The organism is Desulfosediminicola flagellatus (assembly GCF_005116655.2).
Classification (GTDB): Bacteria; Desulfobacterota; Desulfobulbia; order Desulfobulbales; family Desulfocapsaceae; genus Desulfopila; species Desulfopila flagellata.
The window spans coordinates 6,190,495-6,209,030 of the sequence record NZ_CP050698.1; the positions used below are offsets into that span (position 1 = coordinate 6,190,495).

At 46.3% G+C, this 18,536-nt stretch carries 17 protein-coding genes; 12 read left to right on the forward strand and 5 right to left on the reverse strand.

From position 1 onward, the window contains the following. Nucleotides 1-36 precede the first annotated feature (36 nt). The 10 genes from FCL46_RS25660 to FCL46_RS25705 all read left to right on the forward strand — a co-directional run bounded on the left by FCL46_RS25660 (nt 37) and on the right by FCL46_RS25705 (nt 12,089). On the forward strand, nt 37-1,656 hold the full coding sequence (locus FCL46_RS25660) for an FAD-binding oxidoreductase (RefSeq protein ID WP_136809330.1): 1,620 nt from the start codon (nt 37-39) through the stop codon (nt 1,654-1,656). 405 nt (nt 1,657-2,061) lie between these two features. Beyond that, a complete protein-coding gene (locus tag FCL46_RS25665) occupies nt 2,062-3,663 on the forward strand; it encodes a peptide ABC transporter substrate-binding protein (protein WP_217909522.1) in 1,602 nt (533 codons plus the stop codon). Nucleotides 3,664-3,765: 102 nt separating this feature from the next. Next, nucleotides 3,766-4,689: an oligopeptide ABC transporter permease OppB gene (oppB, locus tag FCL46_RS25670; RefSeq protein ID WP_136809331.1), complete on the forward strand. Its 924-nt coding sequence runs from the start codon at nt 3,766-3,768 to the stop codon at nt 4,687-4,689. 21 nt (nt 4,690-4,710) lie between these two features. Next, nucleotides 4,711-5,604 carry an oligopeptide ABC transporter permease OppC gene (gene oppC, locus FCL46_RS25675; protein ID WP_136809348.1) on the forward strand — a complete coding sequence of 298 codons (894 nt, stop codon included), beginning with the start codon at nt 4,711-4,713 and terminating at the stop codon, nt 5,602-5,604. Between the two features lie 2 nt (nt 5,605-5,606). After that, the gene (locus tag FCL46_RS25680; RefSeq protein WP_136809332.1) at nt 5,607-6,569 is read left to right on the forward strand and encodes an ABC transporter ATP-binding protein; all 963 of its coding nucleotides are present in this window, start codon (nt 5,607-5,609) and stop codon (nt 6,567-6,569) included. Then, a complete protein-coding gene (locus FCL46_RS25685; protein WP_136809333.1) occupies nt 6,566-7,570 on the forward strand; it encodes an ABC transporter ATP-binding protein in 1,005 nt (334 codons plus the stop codon). Before FCL46_RS25680 ends, FCL46_RS25685 begins: the two co-directional genes overlap by 4 nt. Before the next feature lie 415 nt (nt 7,571-7,985). Continuing rightward, nucleotides 7,986-9,035 carry a 4Fe-4S dicluster domain-containing protein gene (locus FCL46_RS25690; protein WP_136809334.1) on the forward strand — a complete coding sequence of 350 codons (1,050 nt, stop codon included), beginning with the start codon at nt 7,986-7,988 and terminating at the stop codon, nt 9,033-9,035. After that, nucleotides 9,028-9,930 (forward strand): FAD/NAD(P)-binding protein, encoded by a 903-nt coding sequence (locus FCL46_RS25695; protein WP_136809335.1) that lies wholly within the window; start codon nt 9,028-9,030, stop codon nt 9,928-9,930. The genes FCL46_RS25690 and FCL46_RS25695 overlap by 8 nt, the downstream gene beginning before the upstream one ends. After that, complete coding sequence (locus FCL46_RS25700) at nt 9,927-10,757, forward strand: NADH-quinone oxidoreductase subunit B family protein (RefSeq protein ID WP_136809336.1); 831 nt, start codon at nt 9,927-9,929, stop codon at nt 10,755-10,757. The genes FCL46_RS25695 and FCL46_RS25700 overlap by 4 nt, the downstream gene beginning before the upstream one ends. Nucleotides 10,758-10,811: 54 nt before the next feature. Beyond that, the gene (locus tag FCL46_RS25705) at nt 10,812-12,089 is read left to right on the forward strand and encodes a Ni/Fe hydrogenase subunit alpha (RefSeq protein ID WP_136809337.1); all 1,278 of its coding nucleotides are present in this window, start codon (nt 10,812-10,814) and stop codon (nt 12,087-12,089) included. A 123-nt stretch (nt 12,090-12,212) separates the two neighbouring features. Here the strand turns inward: FCL46_RS25705 and FCL46_RS25710 are convergent, their stop codons facing one another. From FCL46_RS25710 to FCL46_RS25730, 5 genes are all read right to left on the reverse strand, one after another. Next, nucleotides 12,213-12,350 carry a hypothetical protein gene (locus tag FCL46_RS25710; protein WP_153307136.1) on the reverse strand — a complete coding sequence of 46 codons (138 nt, stop codon included), beginning with the start codon at nt 12,348-12,350 and terminating at the stop codon, nt 12,213-12,215. Between the two features lie 163 nt (nt 12,351-12,513). Then, nucleotides 12,514-12,723 (reverse strand): hypothetical protein, encoded by a 210-nt coding sequence (locus tag FCL46_RS25715; protein ID WP_136810867.1) that lies wholly within the window; start codon nt 12,721-12,723, stop codon nt 12,514-12,516. 60 nt (nt 12,724-12,783) lie between these two features. After that, nucleotides 12,784-13,545 carry an IS21-like element helper ATPase IstB gene (istB, locus tag FCL46_RS25720; protein WP_136810868.1) on the reverse strand — a complete coding sequence of 254 codons (762 nt, stop codon included), beginning with the start codon at nt 13,543-13,545 and terminating at the stop codon, nt 12,784-12,786. Further along, nucleotides 13,542-15,026: an IS21 family transposase gene (gene istA, locus FCL46_RS25725; RefSeq protein WP_136810869.1), complete on the reverse strand. Its 1,485-nt coding sequence runs from the start codon at nt 15,024-15,026 to the stop codon at nt 13,542-13,544. The genes istB and istA overlap by 4 nt, the downstream gene beginning before the upstream one ends. A 75-nt stretch (nt 15,027-15,101) precedes the next feature. Next, complete coding sequence (locus FCL46_RS25730) at nt 15,102-15,587, reverse strand: hypothetical protein (protein ID WP_136808796.1); 486 nt, start codon at nt 15,585-15,587, stop codon at nt 15,102-15,104. Nucleotides 15,588-16,256: 669 nt separating this feature from the next. Here FCL46_RS25730 and FCL46_RS25735 point away from each other — a divergent pair. Together FCL46_RS25735 and FCL46_RS25740 are read left to right on the forward strand one after the other, a co-directional pair. Further along, nucleotides 16,257-17,102, forward strand: coding sequence for an NADH-quinone oxidoreductase subunit B family protein (locus FCL46_RS25735; RefSeq protein ID WP_136808795.1), 846 nt, complete (start codon nt 16,257-16,259; stop codon nt 17,100-17,102). Nucleotides 17,103-17,104: 2 nt separating this feature from the next. Beyond that, nucleotides 17,105-18,418: a Ni/Fe hydrogenase subunit alpha gene (locus tag FCL46_RS25740; RefSeq protein WP_136808794.1), complete on the forward strand. Its 1,314-nt coding sequence runs from the start codon at nt 17,105-17,107 to the stop codon at nt 18,416-18,418. Nucleotides 18,419-18,536: the final 118 nt, after the last annotated feature.

Consider the following 18,536-nt stretch of genomic DNA (forward strand, 5'->3'; position numbering starts at 1 on the left):
GCTGCCACTGCAGGAAATACTACTAAGGAGTTTTCAATGAATGAAATCCAGCCAGTTAGCTGTGAGGCTGCGGAGTGTAACGTTATAAGCGATCAGTCAATAATTCATGAACGATATACCGAGCTGTTGGGAGATGAAAGTAAGCTCCGCGCAGAGAATGTTCATTCTATATATGTACCAACTTCTACAGCAGAAGTTGTATGGGCTGTGCAGGATATGATCAGTAAAGGGCACTCGTGTGTAATTTCAGCTGGTCGTACTGGTATTGCAGGAGGTGCGGTCCCGCTGGGTGTTACATCGATTCTCTGTCTAGATCAGTTAAAGAGCCCTCTAGGCTTAGCGCAGGAAGGTGATGCGTATGCTATTCGGGTAGAACCGGGTATGTCACTGGCGCGATTGACCGGCCTGGTTATGCGTAATGATTTTAATGAATGCAGAGATTTTGATAGTGCAGAACATCAGGAAGCCAGTGCGAGCATAGCTGACAAAAATTTACGGCTCTGGTTTCCGGTTAATCCCACAGAGACCTCGGCGCATATTGGCGGCATAGTTGCGACCAACGCTTCAGGAGCACGTAGCTATCGTTATGGGGCGACCAGAAAATGGGTTCGCGGCTTAACGGTGATCCTGGCTGATGGGCGGCTGTTGAAAATACGCCGGGGCGATGTTGTTGCCGAAGGTGGGTGTTTTGTCTTGCACGAAGTCGATGGGTCAAAAAAAGAGATTCAGTCGGGCGAGGTGTCATTGCCGGCCACAAAGGCCACCCTTGGTTATCCACTGGCGGCAGGTATGGATCTTATCGACCTTTTTATCGGGAGTGAGGGGACGCTTGGAGTTATTACCGAGATTGAACTGTACCTTTCTTTACGGCCTGAAGCGTCTGTCGGGGTTCTGGTGATTGCCCCGGATGAAGAGACTGCACTTGGACTGGTTGAAAATTCCCGCTCCAATACGGATGTGAATTTTGATGCTATTGAATATTTTGATCCGGCAGCGTTTCAGCTAATAAAAGAGAAGAAAGATCAGGATGGGGCGGGAAGCCATATCCCCGATTTACCAAACTGGCAGGGTTGCGGTGTCTACTTTGAGTTTTCAGGGACAGAAGAAGAGACAGAAGAGGCGTGTATACCTCTTGAAGAAATACTTGAACAGAGTGGTCTCAGCCTTGACGATACCTGGGCAGCGATGGAGCCTGCAGAAATGGCTGCACAGCGGATTTTCAGACATGCTGTTCCCGAAGCAGTCAATGGTATAATTGGCCGGAGAAAACTCAAATTTCCCGGGCTTCATAAGGTTGGTACAGACATGGCAGTTCCCAATGATAAGCTGAGAGAGGTGTTTGCTATGTACCGTCAGGGGCTGGAATCTTCTGGTATAGACAGCGTTATCTTTGGTCATATTGGTGATAATCATGTTCATGTAAACCTGTTGCCAAAGGATATGGAAGAATTGGCACGCTCAAAGCAGCTCTACCTTGCCTGGGCCGAAAACGTTGTGACAATGGGAGGCGCGGTGGCAGCCGAGCATGGGATAGGTCGAATGAAGAAAGAGATGCTGCAGGTTCAGTATGCGCCTAAGATTTTAAACATGATGAAGGCGGTTCGCACTGCTTTTGATCCCAATGGTGTTTTTGCTCCCGGCGTGTTGTTTGAGTAAGTACTTCGATACGCTCCGGTTCAATACATTTTATATTGAACCGGATGCGCAAGGAGCAGAGAAATAATATTCAGTAAATTTTGTCTTATTCCTAACATGTACAGTGTGCTATCATAGCATCAGTGATGATTTAACGGCTTGTTCACGCAATTGAGGAATATTGTTAAGCACTATCCTGTGTATGTCACTGTCTATACGATGAAAATTATTTGATATTACGCTAATGATGAGTTTATCTTAAATATTCAAATACTTCTGGTTTCGTTTGAATAAACTATGTTTGTTTAGCGCTTGCGAGATCAGTTGAATACGTTTACATATGCTTTTGGAAGAAGTAGCAAGTCATTGTTATCAAACTCTTAATTGTATGTAGTTGTGGTATAAATTCAACATTGGAGGAGATTCATGAAAGGGAAACTGTGGCGGAATATGTCTGGACTCAGGAATGTTTTCTATGCAACATGTGTTTTCGCACTGATGACTGCGGGAACAGCCTATGCGGGTGGTACACTTCGTGTCGCAGCTATGGGTGAGCCAGCTTCACTTGATCCGCATAAAGTAAGCGGAACATGGGAAAACTATATTGTTGGTGATATGTTCCTTGGTTTGACCACCGAAGATCCAAAGGCTGAGGCTGTTCCAGGTGTTGCTGAATCATGGACAATTTCGGAAGATCTGACTACCTACACATTTAAGCTGCGTAAGTCTACATGGTCTGATGGAACTCCACTTACTGCAAATGATTTTGTTTTTTCTCTTCAACGTATTCTTCTTCCTGAGACTGCTGCTGAGTATGCATCTCTCCTCTATGTAATTGATGGTGCAGAGGCTGTTAACTCTGGTAAAGCAGAAGCAAGTAGCCTCGGAGTTAAAGCGCTTGACGATTATACCCTGGAAATAAAACTTGTTGGTCCTGCACCATATTTTCTGGATTTGTTAACCCATTACACCGCGTATCCGGTACCAAAACATGTAATCGATAAGGTGGGAAAAGATTGGACCAAACCTGAGAACATGGTTGTTAACGGACCTTTCAAGCTTGTTGAATGGCTGCCGAATACCCATGTGAAACTTACCAAAAACGATAATTACTATGATGTAGCTGCAATTGATCTTGATGCGCTTACCTTCTTTACTCAGGAAGATCGTGCGGCCGTTCAAAAACGCTTCCGCGCAGGTGAGATCGATGTTGCAATGGATTTCTCTTCAGACCAGATCGGCTGGCTTCGTGAGAATATGCCTGAGGAAACCCGCATTGCTCCATACATGGGTGTTTACTATTATCCGATAAACTCATCAGTTGAGCCTTTCACCGACGTTCGTGTACGTACTGCACTGTCCATGGCGGTTAACCGTGAAGCCATTGTAGACAAAGTATTGAAGACCGGTGAACTGGCAGCTTACTCGTTTGTACCTCCAGGAGTTTCTCATTATTCAAAACCTGCAGAAGTTGAGTGGAAAGATGTACCATACGGAGAGAGAGTTAAAAAAGCGAAGGCATTACTCGCGGATGCTGGTTTTACTGCTGATAATCCATTGGAACTGACTCTTCGCTATAACACCTCAGAAAACCATAAGCGTATTGCCGTAGCAGTTGTGTCTATGTGGAAAGCGATAGGCGTGAAAGCAGAACTTCACAATGCAGAAGTAAAGGTTCATTACGCTGATCTGAAGCAGGGTGATTTCCAGGTGGCCCGTGCCGGTTGGATTGCAGACTATAATGATGCCCAGAATTTCCTCTATCTGCTTGAGACCCGTACTGGTGCAAACAACTATGGAAGATATTCTAATCCTGAATTTGATAGCCTGATGAAGCAGGCTGAAGTTACAGCAGATCTCAAAAAACGTGGTGAGTTGATGTATAAAGCAGAAGCTCAGGCCATGGCTGATATGCCTGTAATTCCTATCTACCATTACGTGTCTAAAAACCTTGTATCAAAGAAAGTTGTTGGATTTGAAGATAATGCAAAAGATATCCATCGCTGGAGATACATAACCCTCAAGTAGTTGCCATTTGCCAGGCGCGGGAGTAACCACTGTTTCACGCGCCTGGCTGTTTTTTGAACAGCTACCTTTTTTTCGATACAGGACATACTCAGGGAGTTTTGTATGTTTGCCTACGCTGTACGTCGACTCGGAAGTGCCATTCCAACGCTTCTTATTATTGTTACCATAGCCTTCTTTATGATGCGGCTTGCTCCTGGCGGACCATTTGACCGGGAAAAGCAGTTGCCGCCGGAAATTGAGGCTAATATTCTCAAGGCGTATAACCTTGATAAACCTGTGTATGAACAGTATTTCGATTATATCGTGAATATTGCTCAGGGAGATTTTGGTCCATCTTACAAGTATCTGGATTTTACGGTGACCGATCTCATTGTTGCCGGGTTCCCTGTAAGCCTGCGGTTGGGAATGTCAGCAATTTTGCTGGCAATACTTTTCGGGGTGACAGCCGGAACCATAGCAGCCCTCAATCAGAATTCCAGATTCGATTACATGGTTATGGGGGCCGCAATGACCGGTATAGCAATACCCAACTTTGTTATGGCGCCCCTGCTCGCACTCATCTTCGGGGTGTATCTCTCGTGGCTTCCTGTTGCCGGTTGGGGTGGAGGGGCATTGAAGAATCAGATACTTCCTGTCGTAACACTTGCTTTGCCACAGATTGCCTATGTTGCCCGGTTGACTCGCGGCAGCATGGTTGAAACCATGAACGCAAATTTTATTCGCACAGCCAGGGCAAAGGGCTTGGCAGAGAAAGTAGTTGTTGTACGCCATGCCTTAAAGGGCGGCCTGCTCCCTGTTGTATCCTATCTAGGACCGGCAACAGCCGCGGTCATTACCGGATCAGTTGTTATCGAGTCGATATTTGATGTTCCGGGGATCGGCAGGTATTTTGTTACAGGGGCACTCAATCGTGATTACCCCGTGGTGATGGGCGTTGTTATTTTCTATGCCGTGCTCATTATGGCGCTGAATTTGATTGTGGATCTTATCTATGGATTCCTCGATCCGAGAGTGAAGGTTGACTAAGTGGCTACTACTACTCCATTTATGAAAGACCAATTGAATGGTCTTGATACTACAGAAGATGTGAAGGGGCGAAGCTTATGGCAGGATGCACTTCGCCGCCTTCTTCATAATAAGGCTGCAGTTGTCTCAATGATACTGCTTGGGATTATTGTTATTCTGGCGATTTTTGCACCGTTCCTGTCACCCTGGCCGTTTGATGATCCTGACTGGGGGTATGATTTTCCCGGTGCGCCTAACGCTGAGCTTAAACACTGGTTCGGTACAGACGGTAACGGCCGTGATTTATTTGTACGTACTCTCTACGGTGCGCGCATCTCGCTTATGGTCGGAGTGATTGCCACCACGGTCAGTCTGGTTATCGGTGTTACCTATGGTGCCACCGCCGGATTTATCGGTGGCCGTGTAGATAATGTCATGATGCGTTTTGTTGATATTATGTACTCTCTGCCGTTTATGTTTTTTGTGATCCTGCTGATGGTCTTCTTCGGACGAAATATATTTCTTATCTTCGTGGCGCTTGGTGCGGTCGAGTGGCTGACAATGGCCAGGATTGTTCGCGGCCAGACGCTTTCGGTGAAGAAAAAAGAGTTTATTGAAGCGGCACATGCAATAGGTGTTTCGAACTGGAAAATTATCACCAGACATATCATCCCAAATGTCCTGGGGCCGGTTATCGTCTACATGACGCTCACCATTCCGCAGGTTATTCTGACCGAGTCATTTCTTTCGTTTCTCGGGCTTGGTGTTCAGGAACCGCTGACCAGCTGGGGTGTTCTGATATCTGAAGGTGCAAAACAGATGGAATCTGCTCCGTGGATGCTTGTATTTCCTGCAGTATTCCTGGCTGTGACACTCTTTTGTTTCAATTTTATCGGGGATGGTTTGCGTGATGCCCTTGATCCTAAGGATAGATAATTATGTTGCTTGATGTACAGAACCTGACAACACGTTTTCATACCCATGATGGCGAAGTCTGTGCCGTAAATGATGTGAGTTTCTCGGTAGAGGCGGGTGAGTGTCTCGGCATTGTAGGGGAATCCGGCTCCGGAAAAACCCAGGTGTTCATGTCTATTATGGGCCTTCTGGCTAAGAATGGCAGGGTTGAGGGCAATGCATTTTTTGAAGGTAAGCAGATCCTGGGATTGAAACCGGCTGAACTGAATGCCCTGCGCGGTGTTGAGTTTTCAATGATCTTTCAGGATCCTATGACTTCGCTCAACCCCTATCTGCGGATCTCTAAACAACTGTCCGAGGTGTTGATGGAGCATCGTGGCATGAGTGAGGAGGATGCAGCGATTGCCGGGATTCAGATGCTTGACATGGTGGGTATTCCTGAGGCGAAACAGCGATACCGCATGTATCCTCATGAATTTTCAGGCGGTATGCGCCAGCGTGTAATGATCGCTATGGCGCTTCTCTGTGAACCAAAATTGTTGATTGCAGATGAGCCTACAACCGCACTTGATGTTACTGTTCAGGCCCAGATCTTAGAACTTCTTGCCCGTCTTGGCAGAGAGTTGAATATGGCCACGGTTATGATTACTCATGATCTCGGGGTGATAGCCGGTGTCAGCGACAGGGTGGTCGTTATGTATGGCGGTCGTATTGTCGAGCAGGCAACGGTACATGAGGTGTTCAACGATCCACAACATCCGTATACACGAGGGTTACTTGACTCCATGCCGCGACTGGATGATCCGAGTAGTAAAACTCTGTATACCATTGCCGGCCAGCCCCCTAATCTGCAAAACCTGCCAGCAGGCTGTAGTTTTGCTCCCCGCTGTGAATATGTGATGGAGAAGTGTCAGTCGCAGCCTCCACAACTTGTAGAGCTGACAGGTGGCCGTAAAAAGGCATGTTATCTGGAGAAGTTGAAATGAAGAATCAATCAGAACGCAGAGAAGAGGAGCCAATCCTCACCGTCAACGGCCTGAAGGTCTACTTTCCTATTTCCAGTGGTAAACTGTTTGTGCCGCCTATGCCATTAAAAGCTGTTGATGATGTCAGCTTTGAGCTGTATTCCGGCGAAACCCTGGGGGTAGTAGGTGAGTCAGGCTGTGGAAAGTCGACTCTTGGTCGTGGTATTCTGCAGCTTATTGAGCCGACAGCGGGTGAGGTGATTTGGGAGGGTAAGCATCTGGAAGGGCTGCCTTCAAAAGAGATGATCATCTATCGTAAGAATCTGCAGATCATTTTTCAGGATCCATTGGCAAGTCTCAACCCACGAATGACTATCGGTGATATCATAGCTGAGCCGCTCACTGTACATTATCCCCAACTCTCTAATGAGCAGAAAAAGGAAAAAGTCGCAGAGATCATGGAGCAGGTTGGGTTGCTGCCTCAGATGATCAATCGTTATCCGCATGAGTTCTCAGGTGGGCAGTGCCAGCGTATCGGCGTTGCCAGAGCGATGATTCTACGCCCTAAACTGATTGTCTGTGATGAACCTGTCTCAGCACTGGATGTCTCTATCCAGGCGCAGATTGTCAACCTGATTCAGGAACTGCAGCAATCTTTTGGGCTCTCGCTGATATTTATCAGCCATGACCTGTCCATTGTACGACATATCAGTCATCGGATAATGGTGCTCTATCTTGGCAATGTGATGGAGGTTGCCGATAAGCAAACCCTTTATGATGAACCGAAACATCCGTATACCAAGGCGTTGATATCAGCTGTTCCTATTCCTGATCCGGAGCTGGAGAAAAATAAACAACGCATAGTGCTTGAAGGTGATCTTCCATCTCCCCTGACTCCACCATCAGGCTGCGTGTTCAGGACACGCTGCCCTATAGCCAAAGCTATTTGTGCTAAGGAAAAGCCTCACCTGGTTGAGGCGGGGAAGAATCATCAAGTAGCCTGCCATTTCTGGGATAAATAAATAATATGGTTGTAGGGGCATCTGGCATAAAGGTATATGATTATCACTAATCTTCAGTTTATAAAGGTGAGGCGTGAGGTGTGAGGCGTCGCAGATTGACAAAAAAAGGTGTATTCAATAAATTGCTTTAATTTCAAGCGGTTGAGGGGGGTAGCGGCTTTGAGCTGTTACCCCTCTCCCTTGCACGCTGAAGATTAGTGGTAAGCATAAATATGTAAGCTGGATATTTTACCTTGAGTCGCCAATACAGCGCACAATCTGCAGTAATTATATCACTTAATTTAAAATCAATTTGCTGTAACCAATAACTGCCTTAGTACGCGCCTCAATTTATCTATAGTACTATTAGTTGTTCTTAAGATATACTAATGAGTATACGTTGATTCCCTTTCTGATGCATTGATGGAGGGTAGATATGCTCTTTCATGTTTTGCCAAAAGATGAACTTGCCTCTCTTTTCGAAATTCTGGCAATCAATCGAATAGTCGGTCCAACCCGCAAAGCGATCTCAAAAGATGGCAACCCTATTTGGGCCTTTGATTGGCTGAATAGTTTCGACGAACTCGATCTCGAATACACCAGCACCTCCCAATCCCCCAAGAAATACTTTCTGCCCTACCAGGAGACACTTTCCACTTTTACAGTCAACGAATCCGGCTGGGAGAAAAATGTTGACTACAATCACTATCATCCGAATGTATTTTTCGGAATGCATGCGTGCGACATCAATGCCTTGAACCGACTCGACAAGGTGATGCTCGAAAGCGTTTATCCCAACCCCTACTATGCCGGCAAACGAAAAAATATGTTCATTATTGGTGTGGGATGTGCGCCTCAGCCACATTGCTTCTGCAGATCTATGGACGCAGACAGCGTACTGCACGGTTTTGATATGTTTTTGACCGATATTGGGAATAAATACTTTGTCGAAATTCAGTCAGCGACTGCTTTTGAAATACTGAAAAATATCAGAACTACCGAGGCGACCAACCACGAACATGCCATGTTTTTACAGGCTGTTGAGGAAAGAAACACACGCTTTACCTGCCATGTTGATACCACTGACCTCTCCAAAATCCTTGATATGGAGTTCAAGTCTGAAGAGTGGGTGAAATGGGGCGATAAGTGTTTGTCATGTGGAACCTGTGCCAATGTCTGTCCAACCTGTTACTGTTTCGGCATTCAGGAATCAGTGGATATTGACTTGAAAGGGGCGAGAAAGGAGGCACATCTCTACTCCTGCAACCTTGTTGACTTTGCTCAAGTGGCTGGAGGTCACAATTTTAGACCGGAGAGTCATACCAGGCTAAAATACAGATATTATCATAAGCATCGTGGCTTTGTTGAGGCCTTTGAGGAGGCGTTGTGTGTCGGCTGTGGACGCTGCGGCCAGGCCTGTCTTGCCGGGATAACAGTACCGGAAGTCATCGGCAGTATTCGACAGGAGGCACAGCAGAATGATTAAAGGCAGCCCGCAGTCAGACCTGATAGTTAGCAGTCACCGCCACCGGCGCAGAGAGGATCTGGCAAGTTATGAGTACAGCTACTCTGCTGAAATAACAAATGTCTATCAGTTGACCAGGACGGAAAAACTATTCCAAATACAATTAATTGACCCTGCAGTACGTAAATCATTTACCTTTGAACCAGGACAGTTTGTCATGCTGGAATTACCTGGCATTGGCGAGGCTCCATTTTCCATCTCATCAAGTCCCGTCAGAGGAGGTGATTTCGAGCTGTGTATACGTGCAGTCGGCAATCTGACCAATTTTCTCCACCGTATTGAACGCGGTATTCAGGTGGGTATAAGCGGTCCTTTTGGAACGTCCTTCCCCATTGAAGCCATGCGGGGGGCTGACATGTTGTTTATTGCAGGGGGGCTGGGAATTGTTCCGCTACGTTCACCTTTGCTTGCAGTCCTGGAGAACAGAAGTCGCTATGGTGCGGTTGACCTGGTATATGGCGCAAAAAATCCATCAGAGTTGCTTTTTACTTATCAGTATGACGCTTGGCGCCGTTTTGATATTGAGGTGCAGATTACGGTTGATCAGACCGACAACACCTGGGATGGCCCGGTCGGTCTCATTACCGAGATTTTGAAGGATCGCATCTTACCAAGGCAGGCCTTGTCGCAGAGAACGTATGCTATTGTCTGCGGTCCGCCGGTAATGTTCAAGTTTGTCTGTGATATGTTGACGGAAGCAGGCCTGCCTATGCAACATATGTTTGTTTCCCTGGAGCGGAGGATGCATTGCGGCCGGGGAAAATGCTGCCGCTGCAACATCGGTTCAACCTATACCTGCCTCAAAGGCCCTGTCTTTGATTACTGGTCGGTTATGAATCTGAAGGAGGCCATATGAAGAACGAGAATCGTACCTACCTCGGCGTTCCGGCCCACAGACCGCGTGTTGGTTTCTTTGAGCTTTCATCCTGCGAGGGTTGTCAGCTTCAACTTCTCAATAACGAAGCGACGTTGCTTGAGTTTCTTGATCTGGTGGAAATTGTCCAGTTTCGGGAAGGAATGACCGAACGATCTGATGATTATGACATTGCCTTTGTTGAGGGCAGCGTCACGCGTGACGATGAGATAATGCGGTTGAAAGGCATCCGATCGCAGGCAGCACTTCTTGTCGCATTCGGATCCTGTGCCTGCTTTGGGGGGGTAAATCAACTCAAGAACCGTTTTCTCGATCAGGAATGGGTTAAGAAAAGTGTATACGGTGATCATTCGATTGCTACCCGGGAGGCGCAACCGCTTTCTGCCCATATCAAGGTGGACCTTGAGATATTCGGCTGCCCTGTGGAAAAAGGTGAGGTTGAACGGATTGTTGTCAACCTGGTTCTTGGCAAAACAATAGAACACCCCAAATATCCTGTCTGCATGGAGTGCAAAGCAAATGAGAATATTTGCCTTTTCGATCTGGGAGAACCCTGCCTTGGGTTAGTGACCCGAGCAGGGTGTGATGCCTGGTGCCCCAATAATAGGTTTGGCTGCTGGGGTTGCCGAGGACCTGCAGAAGTTGCCAATATCAAGCAGATGCAGGAGGTCATGAAGAAGTACGGGATTGAGGCGGAACGGGTATTAGACCGGCTTGAATGTTTCGGAGGATTTGCCGAGGTGGCCGCTAGTCTGCGTCAGCAATTGCGGGTCACCCCAAACGCAGGAAGCCACAATGATGTACGTTAAAAAACGGCACCGGTTTTACCAGATATCGGATATAAAACAGGGGCACTGAGCATCATGAACGTGACAAGCAATATTCACATCCACCACTTAACCAGAGTGGAAGGACACGGCAATATAGATATCCGGATTGTCGGCGGCAAAGTGACTAAAGCAGTTTGGGAGATAGTGGAAACACCGCGTTTTTTCGAGGCGATGCTTATTGGGAAAAAATGGGAAAATGCCCCATATATCTGCGGTCGCATCTGCGGCATATGTTCTATCGGTCACACGCTGGCCAGCATCCGGGCAGTGGAGAATGCTTTCGGCCTGGTCCCTTCGCAGCAGACAACCCGGCTTCGTCTACTGCTCAAACACATGGAAACGCTACAGAGTCATATCCTTCATATATATTTTTTGGTGGCGCCTGACTTTCTGGGAACGGGTTCTGTCTTGCCGCTGATTGAGACCAATCCGGAAGAAATACAGCGAGCCGCCAGGATTAAGCTTTTGGCCAATGACGCATGTGACATTATTGGCGGACGGCGCCTGCATCCCATCCGGACTGTAGTCGGGGGATTCACTATGCTGCCGGAGAAGAACCAACTCAACCTGCTGAGGCAGCGGCTACTAGGCGTAATTCCAGATCTCCAAAAGACAGGAGATCTCTTTGCCTCCTTTTCCATCCCTGATTTTGTCCGAGAGACGGAATTTGTATCCTTAAAAGGTGTAACAACATATCCATTCATTGGCGGCGACCTGATGTCATCCGACGGCGTACACAAGCAGGAGAGCGAATACAAGGAAATGACCAATGAATATATAGTCGAACAATCAACCTCTAAATGGAGCAAACTGTCCAGGTCTTCTTTCGCTGTCGGGGCGCTGGCACGTCTCAATAACAACTTCCAGTTTCTCCATCCACGCGCCAGGAGCATGGCCGAAAGATTCAAGTTCATGCCGGTGGTACACAACCCTTACATAAATACGCTTGCCCAACTGATAGAGTGTATGCATGTGGTTGAGGATTCACTTTCTCTCATTGACGAAACCCTTGATTCCCCCTGTCAGGAGAGCAGAATTGAGGATATAAAGCCACGTGCCGCTGTAGGTGTTGGAGCCGTGGAAGTGCCGCGTGGTATTCTCTATCATATGTATGAGTTTGACGATGATGGTAGGATTATCAAAGCGGACTGCGTTATCCCCACAGGGCAGAATCATGCCAACATTCAACATGACCTTGAAGCCCTGGCCGCGGAACTGTCGAGACAGGGGCTAGGCGATGCGGAAATTGAGACCTTGGCCTCAATGTTGATAAGGGCCTATGATCCCTGCATCTCATGTTCGGTTCATTAATGAATCTCTTCTATTGAAAGAATCCACACCTCAGTAACAGCCTTCGGCGGAATGGGTATGATTGGAGGTTCTGTCGCAAACGTGACTCTACTCCAGGTAAGGAAAGGTTTCACGGTGGGCATTTTAACTGTCAGATGTAGATACAACCCAATAGCCAAGCCTACTCAGGAGTTTACTGTTCATCTCAAGAATCGCGACTTCCTCATCGACCAATAGGATGCATTCGTTGCCGCCGACTATTTCCGGATCTTCCGTGTTCATAATATCCTGAAAGCGCGTATCGATTTCAGCAATCGGCAGAAAAACATTAAAACATGTTCCCTGTGGTGTGCTGTCACTGATTTTAATACAATCTCCATGGTTTTAAATTATCCAATACACCACTGCCTGTTCAACGACAATTATAACTCCGGGTTGACGACAATTATAATTCCGGACTCATCTCGCTTTTAACACTTTGTTTTAACGGTAAAATATCACTTTTCTTCTTGCTAAAACAAATTTCCATAAGTAACATTTCAATACTCATCCGGAGGATAGGGCAACGCTGAGGAGCGACCTGAGCGCCGAGATGAATGCCGTAAGGATGGAGACCGAGCGTTACTGCTCGGTCTTTGTTTTTTTCTCCATCCATATGGCCTCAATGCGTTAAACCTCGGGGGTTTGGGGGCAGAGCCCCCGGTACTGAGGAGCATTAACCTGCCTCCAAGTTCTGTTTTGCCTTTTTTAGCCTGTAACTATCGAGGTTGAGCTCCAGGATGACACTGTGATGAACCAGGCGATCTATAGCAGCAGCAGTGGTCATCGGATCTTTAAAAATCTTTTCCCATTGTGAAAAAGGTAGATTGCTGGTGAGCATGATGCTGCTTCGTTCATAGCAGTATGCCAGTAGAGTGAACAGCACCTCCATCTCTTCCCGGCTTTGCTGGACGTAACCGATATCATCGATAAGTAACGCGTCATATTTCACCATTTTTTTGAGCATTCGGGGTAGCACAAGTTCTCTTTTGGCCACCAATAAATCTTGAACAAGCAAGCTGCAGGACGTGAAGAGAATTCGCTTGTCGTTGTTAATCAGCTCTTGCGCAATCGCGCAAAGCAAATGGGTTTTGCCACTACCGGGATTTCCAAAGGCCAATATGTTTTCAGATCGTTCAAGGAAAGAACCTTCCAACAGGCTATTCACCAAGCCACGAAGTTTAGCAGGAAGGCGAGTCTGGTCAAACGAGGCCAGGCTTTTTTCCAGAGGCAGCCTGGATTCCCGTAAATATCTCGCAATGCGTTTGTGCCGACGTTCTTCGCATTCTCGAACAACCAACTCCTGGAGATACGCTTCATAGCTCAGTGATTCCTGCCTGGCTAACTCAGCCTCGCCCCGATAACAGGCTCGAACAGTTGATAGATAGAGCTGCTTTAACGACCTCTCCAGAGTAACCACATTATCTGCTTGATTCATCCGTGGACCTCCTCTAAGAGTTGATCATAACCAGCAAGGGTAACAGTCTGCACCGATACGTCAGTGACAGGTTCAGCCGGCTGTTTCAAGGAAAGAAATTTGTGTACCTCAGTAGCATTTATTGGTTCTTCTTCTGCAATCAAGTAACGCAGAGCATCATCGACAGCTGTCTCGTTTTTCTGAGCAGCAAGTTGTAAAATTGACAAGTATTCTTTGGCAGCATTGGTAACACAGTGCTGTTGAGCAAGAGTATCATAGGCCATCCGGAATCTGCTGGTTGGAAACAGATCATTCAGATACCTGTAGTTTTCAAACGCCCGAGGTTTGCGAACCAGCCAGTCAATGATATGACGGTATTGAATATAATGCTTGTTGCTGCCTCTTATCCTCGGAATATTTTCAATATGACTTTGTCCATACCAGATCTCCAGATGCCCTGAATACAGGCGAACGTTGACCTTTTCTTTTATCAGACGACTGTTAACTGAATAGACTTTGTGTTTTATTCTGATAGTGCTGCTCGGTCCGACTCTCACTTCAAAACGCGTACATGTATCAAGCTTACTCGAAGGTAAGGGTTTCAAGGCTGCCTGTTCTTCGAGAAATCGTGATTGACGATTGCGATTAAGTTGTGCAAACAGCTTCTGCAAAAACAGTTCATACTCTTGTCGCGTAGTAAAATCCCGACTACCTCGCAGCATTAGTGCTTGATCAACTGCTTTCTTAAAACGATAATGGCGCTGTTCAATGTCTCCGTTTTCATGAGGGCTGGAAGGATTTGTTTTACGCCCCTGCATATTGTAGTGGTCCAATAACCCTTGATATGCACGAGTAAACTCTTCAAGATTTTCCGGTTTATTTACCGCAGCTGACAACCTATCCGTTTGGTGTTGCTCGGGAGCACCGCCAAGTTGCCAAAGACATTGTTGCAGTCCTTCGCTTAAACTCTCAAAACTTTCTGAAAAACATATTGTCCCCGTTTCCCAGTTTGAATAGGTCAGAACAAAATGAAATACCAGGTGATCAAATGGCTGGCCTGCAATAGTAATTTGCAATTTATCCATATGGGTGAAATCTGATTGGCCTAATCTGCCAGGGTGATGCTTTTGCGGAAAATAAATTTCATTACCAGGGCCTGCTGTAGCACGCCAGTTTTTTACTCGACGTTGAAAAGTCCGAAGCTGACCATCGCTGAAACGGCCAGGGTGAAGTCGTTGCAGGTGACAGAAAAGTGTTTTGGCCTCAAGGGCGTCATTGCTTTCTAAAAATGGTGTAACCGAGGACCATACATCATCAAAAGGGTCGTCTCGAGTTCGCCAATCTCGTATTCGTTCAGCGTTAATTTCACTTGGTAACTTTTCAAGATCACGATACTTGCGGCCAGTTTTTTCATCCATGCCAGCCTTCAGTGATGCGACCTCTAATGTTTTTCCCTGACTTAAATATTTCTTCAATTTTCTCACCTGAAAGTCTGTGACCATTCATATCCCTCCTTTGAGAGATATGAATAATCGGATCACAATTTTCCGGGAAAAATAATTGTCGTTAGGGGGGAATTATAATTGTCGCTGATCAACTGCCAGATCGAGAATTGAGCCTTTACCAACGTCTTTAGTGGTAAAATGGGGCTCAAAAATCCGCTCAAGAATGGTTTTTGGAATACCCGTCCCTCTATCGCAGATTGAGATCTGTGCAAATGGTCCCGACCTCAGATCAGGAACGTCATCAGTCAAATGATGACTGAAACAACGGGTGAGGATAGCTGTTCGGGCGACTCGAAATGAAACCGGTAGTAACACGGTATATAATAATAGTGGTTTTTTTGTTGTTGTGCTGTTTTTTGTTCCGTACGAAAGGATAAATGAAACCTGGATTGTGTTGTTAAGTTGTCGAATATGGGTGGTTAAGTGGTTTGTTGTTGTTTTTTTGAATTGATCATTTTTATCCGCCAGGATGGGAATGAAGACGATATCCGTAGGTAGTAATGAAAAACAATTTTCAGTCGGTTTCCAAAAGAGGAAATCTGGTTTCTGAAATATCACTTTTTTTATAGTGATTGTATACCCTTTAGGAGGTAGTTGTCTGTAAATATAGTCCGGTTTACAACGGCTTTTTCACCTCAGTTCTGTGGTGGATTATTCACCAATTTCAGTGCCTGAAAAGATCAGAAGAGTAGCGAGTTAGTGTCTACAACTCTCTGATGGAACAAACTATACCTCATTAACCTGCATTTTAGGTTGCATTGGTCTGCCGAATAATCCGACGAGGGTGCCTCGCTACTTGATGGTGTCATGTTGTGTCGTGATGGAGTGTCATAATGCCACAATGTGGTTTACAGCTTCGATACACATTTAGAGCTACATTGGAGATCAAAATGTTTGTTAGACGGGTTGTGGATCTTTGGGGCATTCTGGTCTTACCAATAGACCAAGCATGGGGGGAGGCGACTTGCGATTTCTGTATTGGTGGGGTACATTATCGCCTTAATAAGCTAATTTAATATTTATTTAATCTAAGTATATCAAAGGTTTTTTGAGTTTTGAGTCATCCTGAGCTTTATCTGTCGCAGTCACTTTTAAGCCTGCCAGGTCACTGAACCAGTCAACCACTATCTATTATGTTACGCGTCTGATTCATGCTTAATGCAAATGGTTAGACCAAAGAATTATCAATACTATCGTTTTTAATATATTCATGCAGATGGAGGAAGTATGCGTTTTGCTGTGCTGCAACTGACAGGTTGCGCAGGATGCGAGGTCTCGCTGTTAAATGCCGGTGACGAACTTGATCTTGCGAATCTGGCCTACATGCCACTGGTTGTTACCGCGCATGATGTGCCTGAAGTCGATGTACTGCTGGTAACAGGTGGTATCCGAACAGATGAGGATCTACTTAAACTCAGAGAGTCTGCAAGTCGGGTGAAAAAGATCATCGCGGTAGGCACCTGTGCTATCTCCGGTGGTGTAGCCGGACTTGGTGATCGTCAGGATATCCGTGAGCATTTTCTGGCATCAGCTCATCAGGGAAGGGTTCCGAGAATGCTGCCGAAATGCAGCCCGATTGACACCGAAGTAAAGGTTGATAACTATTTACCAGGTTGTCCACCGGTACCGAGCCTCTATGTCAAGTTGCTCAATGATCCGGCTTCAATAAAGTCCACCAGTATTGTCTGTAAGGAATGTGGTCGTCGCAAGCCGAAAGACATTCGCCCTGACACCCTTGCTGATGTTGTTCATAAAGATGAAGATCCGGATCTTTGCCTGGTTAAACAGGGACAACTCTGTGTGGGAACGTCTACCAGAAATGGTTGTGGTGCCATTTGTCCGAGAGCAGGATTTCCATGCGTCGGATGTAGAGGACCCTCCAATAACCTCATTGAGAAAGACGCAAATGCTTGGTTTGAGAGCATTATTCGTGTTTTTCAGCGCATGACAGATATTGATTCGGATACGATCAGTGAGGCGCTTAAGTCGCCGCACCTGGCCCTGTTCCTGTTCCAGTTTTCCGACTACACCGATACCGAGCTTGATAGTCGTCCTAAAGAGAAGGTGCTGTAAAAATGACTACTACAATTCAATTTCCTATTTCACGTATTGAAGGCCATGCTAAGGTTGTGGTTGATATCGATAATGGAAAAGTACGTAATGCCCGTTTCCTGGCCCAGGAATATCGTGGCTTTGAGCAATTCCTTCAGGGTATGCCCGCAGATCAGATGCCGGTAATCGTTCCCAGGGTCTGTGGTGTCTGCTCTACTTCTCACCATATAGCCGCAGTTGAGGCTTTAGAAGATGCATATGGTGTTACACCTCCCCCTATCGCTGAAAAGATCCGTCATTTAATGATGGTGGGTCAGTTGGTTCAGAACCAGGCTACATCGCTCTTTTTCTTCACCATGCCGGATAAACTCCAGGCGACTTCAATCTTTGGTGCTGAAGAACGTGCTGGTAAGGATACACTTGGCAGCATCAGCAAGAAGGCAATGGCTGTTCGTAAGATCGGTACAGAGCTTATTTCTGTTGCTGGCGGCCAGTTTATTCATCCTGTAAAAGCTGTTGTTGGTGGTGTTGTTTCTGGTATCGAAAAAGAAGCAGCTAAAGAGATGCGGGCAAAAATTAAAGTGGCACTGCCGCTGGCATGCAGTCTCTTTGATGAATACTGGCAGCTTACCCAGAAAATGGCTGAAAGTGTTGGTAAATGGGAAGGAAATGATCCTTTTTATTACATGGTTGCTGTGGATAAGAATGATCCGACCCTGCCTGTTGATACTGTTACCATGCAGAAAAATGACGGTTCTGAAACCATCAGCTTTAAGCCAAGCGAGTTCAAGGAATTCCTAAAGTTCCACAGGGTTCAGGACAGCTATTCAAGCAAGACCAGTTTCAACGATCTGCCGATTCGCGCAAACAGCCTGGCACGTATGAATCTTGCCGAGTCAACAGGCACTCCTATTGCGGATGGGTACCTAGAGCGTTTCCGTGTTGAATTCGGTAGCCCTGCACACCAGATCCTACTTTTTGATCTTTGTAGAGGGATTGAGTTGATCAATGGGCTTGAACGCGCTGACCGGCTTCTTGCTGAAGATTTAAGCGAAGGCGAGATGAATGTTCCTGTCGAGCCACGGGATGGTTGCGGCTTCGGCCTTGTCGAAGCGCCACGCGGCCCGCTGATCCATCACTATCAGATTGAGAATGGCCTTATTGTTCGTGCAGAGTTTGTTATTCCGACAGTGCACAATAACTTTTCCATCGAACGTGCTTTGACTACTATGGCAAAACAGTATGTTCACGAGGATCGAATTGATCTTGGCCTGGATAGGGCTATGGGCTGGGTTGTACGTGCTTTTGATCCTTGTATCGCTTGTGCAACACACTAAAAGAAGATGTGTCTTCAGCTACGTATAGCCTGTGGACAGAGTTACTAATATTTATTGGTCTTGTCATAACTACACTGGAAAGTTGTCGCATCAACAGGTGTCTTCTGATGGTGCATCG

Coding starts and splice junctions, on each gene's coding strand:
- FCL46_RS25660 (WP_136809330.1), top strand. CDS start 37: ATGAATGAAATCCAGCCAGTTAGCTGTGAGGCTGCGGAGTGTAACGTT.
- FCL46_RS25665 (WP_217909522.1), top strand. CDS start 2,062: ATGAAAGGGAAACTGTGGCGGAATATGTCTGGACTCAGGAATGTTTTC.
- oppB (WP_136809331.1), top strand. CDS start 3,766: ATGTTTGCCTACGCTGTACGTCGACTCGGAAGTGCCATTCCAACGCTT.
- oppC (WP_136809348.1), top strand. CDS start 4,711: ATGAAAGACCAATTGAATGGTCTTGATACTACAGAAGATGTGAAGGGG.
- FCL46_RS25680 (WP_136809332.1), top strand. CDS start 5,607: ATGTTGCTTGATGTACAGAACCTGACAACACGTTTTCATACCCATGAT.
- FCL46_RS25685 (WP_136809333.1), top strand. CDS start 6,566: ATGAAGAATCAATCAGAACGCAGAGAAGAGGAGCCAATCCTCACCGTC.
- FCL46_RS25690 (WP_136809334.1), top strand. CDS start 7,986: ATGCTCTTTCATGTTTTGCCAAAAGATGAACTTGCCTCTCTTTTCGAA.
- FCL46_RS25695 (WP_136809335.1), top strand. CDS start 9,028: ATGATTAAAGGCAGCCCGCAGTCAGACCTGATAGTTAGCAGTCACCGC.
- FCL46_RS25700 (WP_136809336.1), top strand. CDS start 9,927: ATGAAGAACGAGAATCGTACCTACCTCGGCGTTCCGGCCCACAGACCG.
- FCL46_RS25705 (WP_136809337.1), top strand. CDS start 10,812: ATGAACGTGACAAGCAATATTCACATCCACCACTTAACCAGAGTGGAA.
- FCL46_RS25710 (WP_153307136.1), bottom strand. CDS start 12,350: ATGAACACGGAAGATCCGGAAATAGTCGGCGGCAACGAATGCATCCTA.
- FCL46_RS25715 (WP_136810867.1), bottom strand. CDS start 12,723: ATGGATGGAGAAAAAAACAAAGACCGAGCAGTAACGCTCGGTCTCCAT.
- istB (WP_136810868.1), bottom strand. CDS start 13,545: ATGAATCAAGCAGATAATGTGGTTACTCTGGAGAGGTCGTTAAAGCAG.
- istA (WP_136810869.1), bottom strand. CDS start 15,026: ATGGTCACAGACTTTCAGGTGAGAAAATTGAAGAAATATTTAAGTCAG.
- FCL46_RS25735 (WP_136808795.1), top strand. CDS start 16,257: ATGCGTTTTGCTGTGCTGCAACTGACAGGTTGCGCAGGATGCGAGGTC.
- FCL46_RS25740 (WP_136808794.1), top strand. CDS start 17,105: ATGACTACTACAATTCAATTTCCTATTTCACGTATTGAAGGCCATGCT.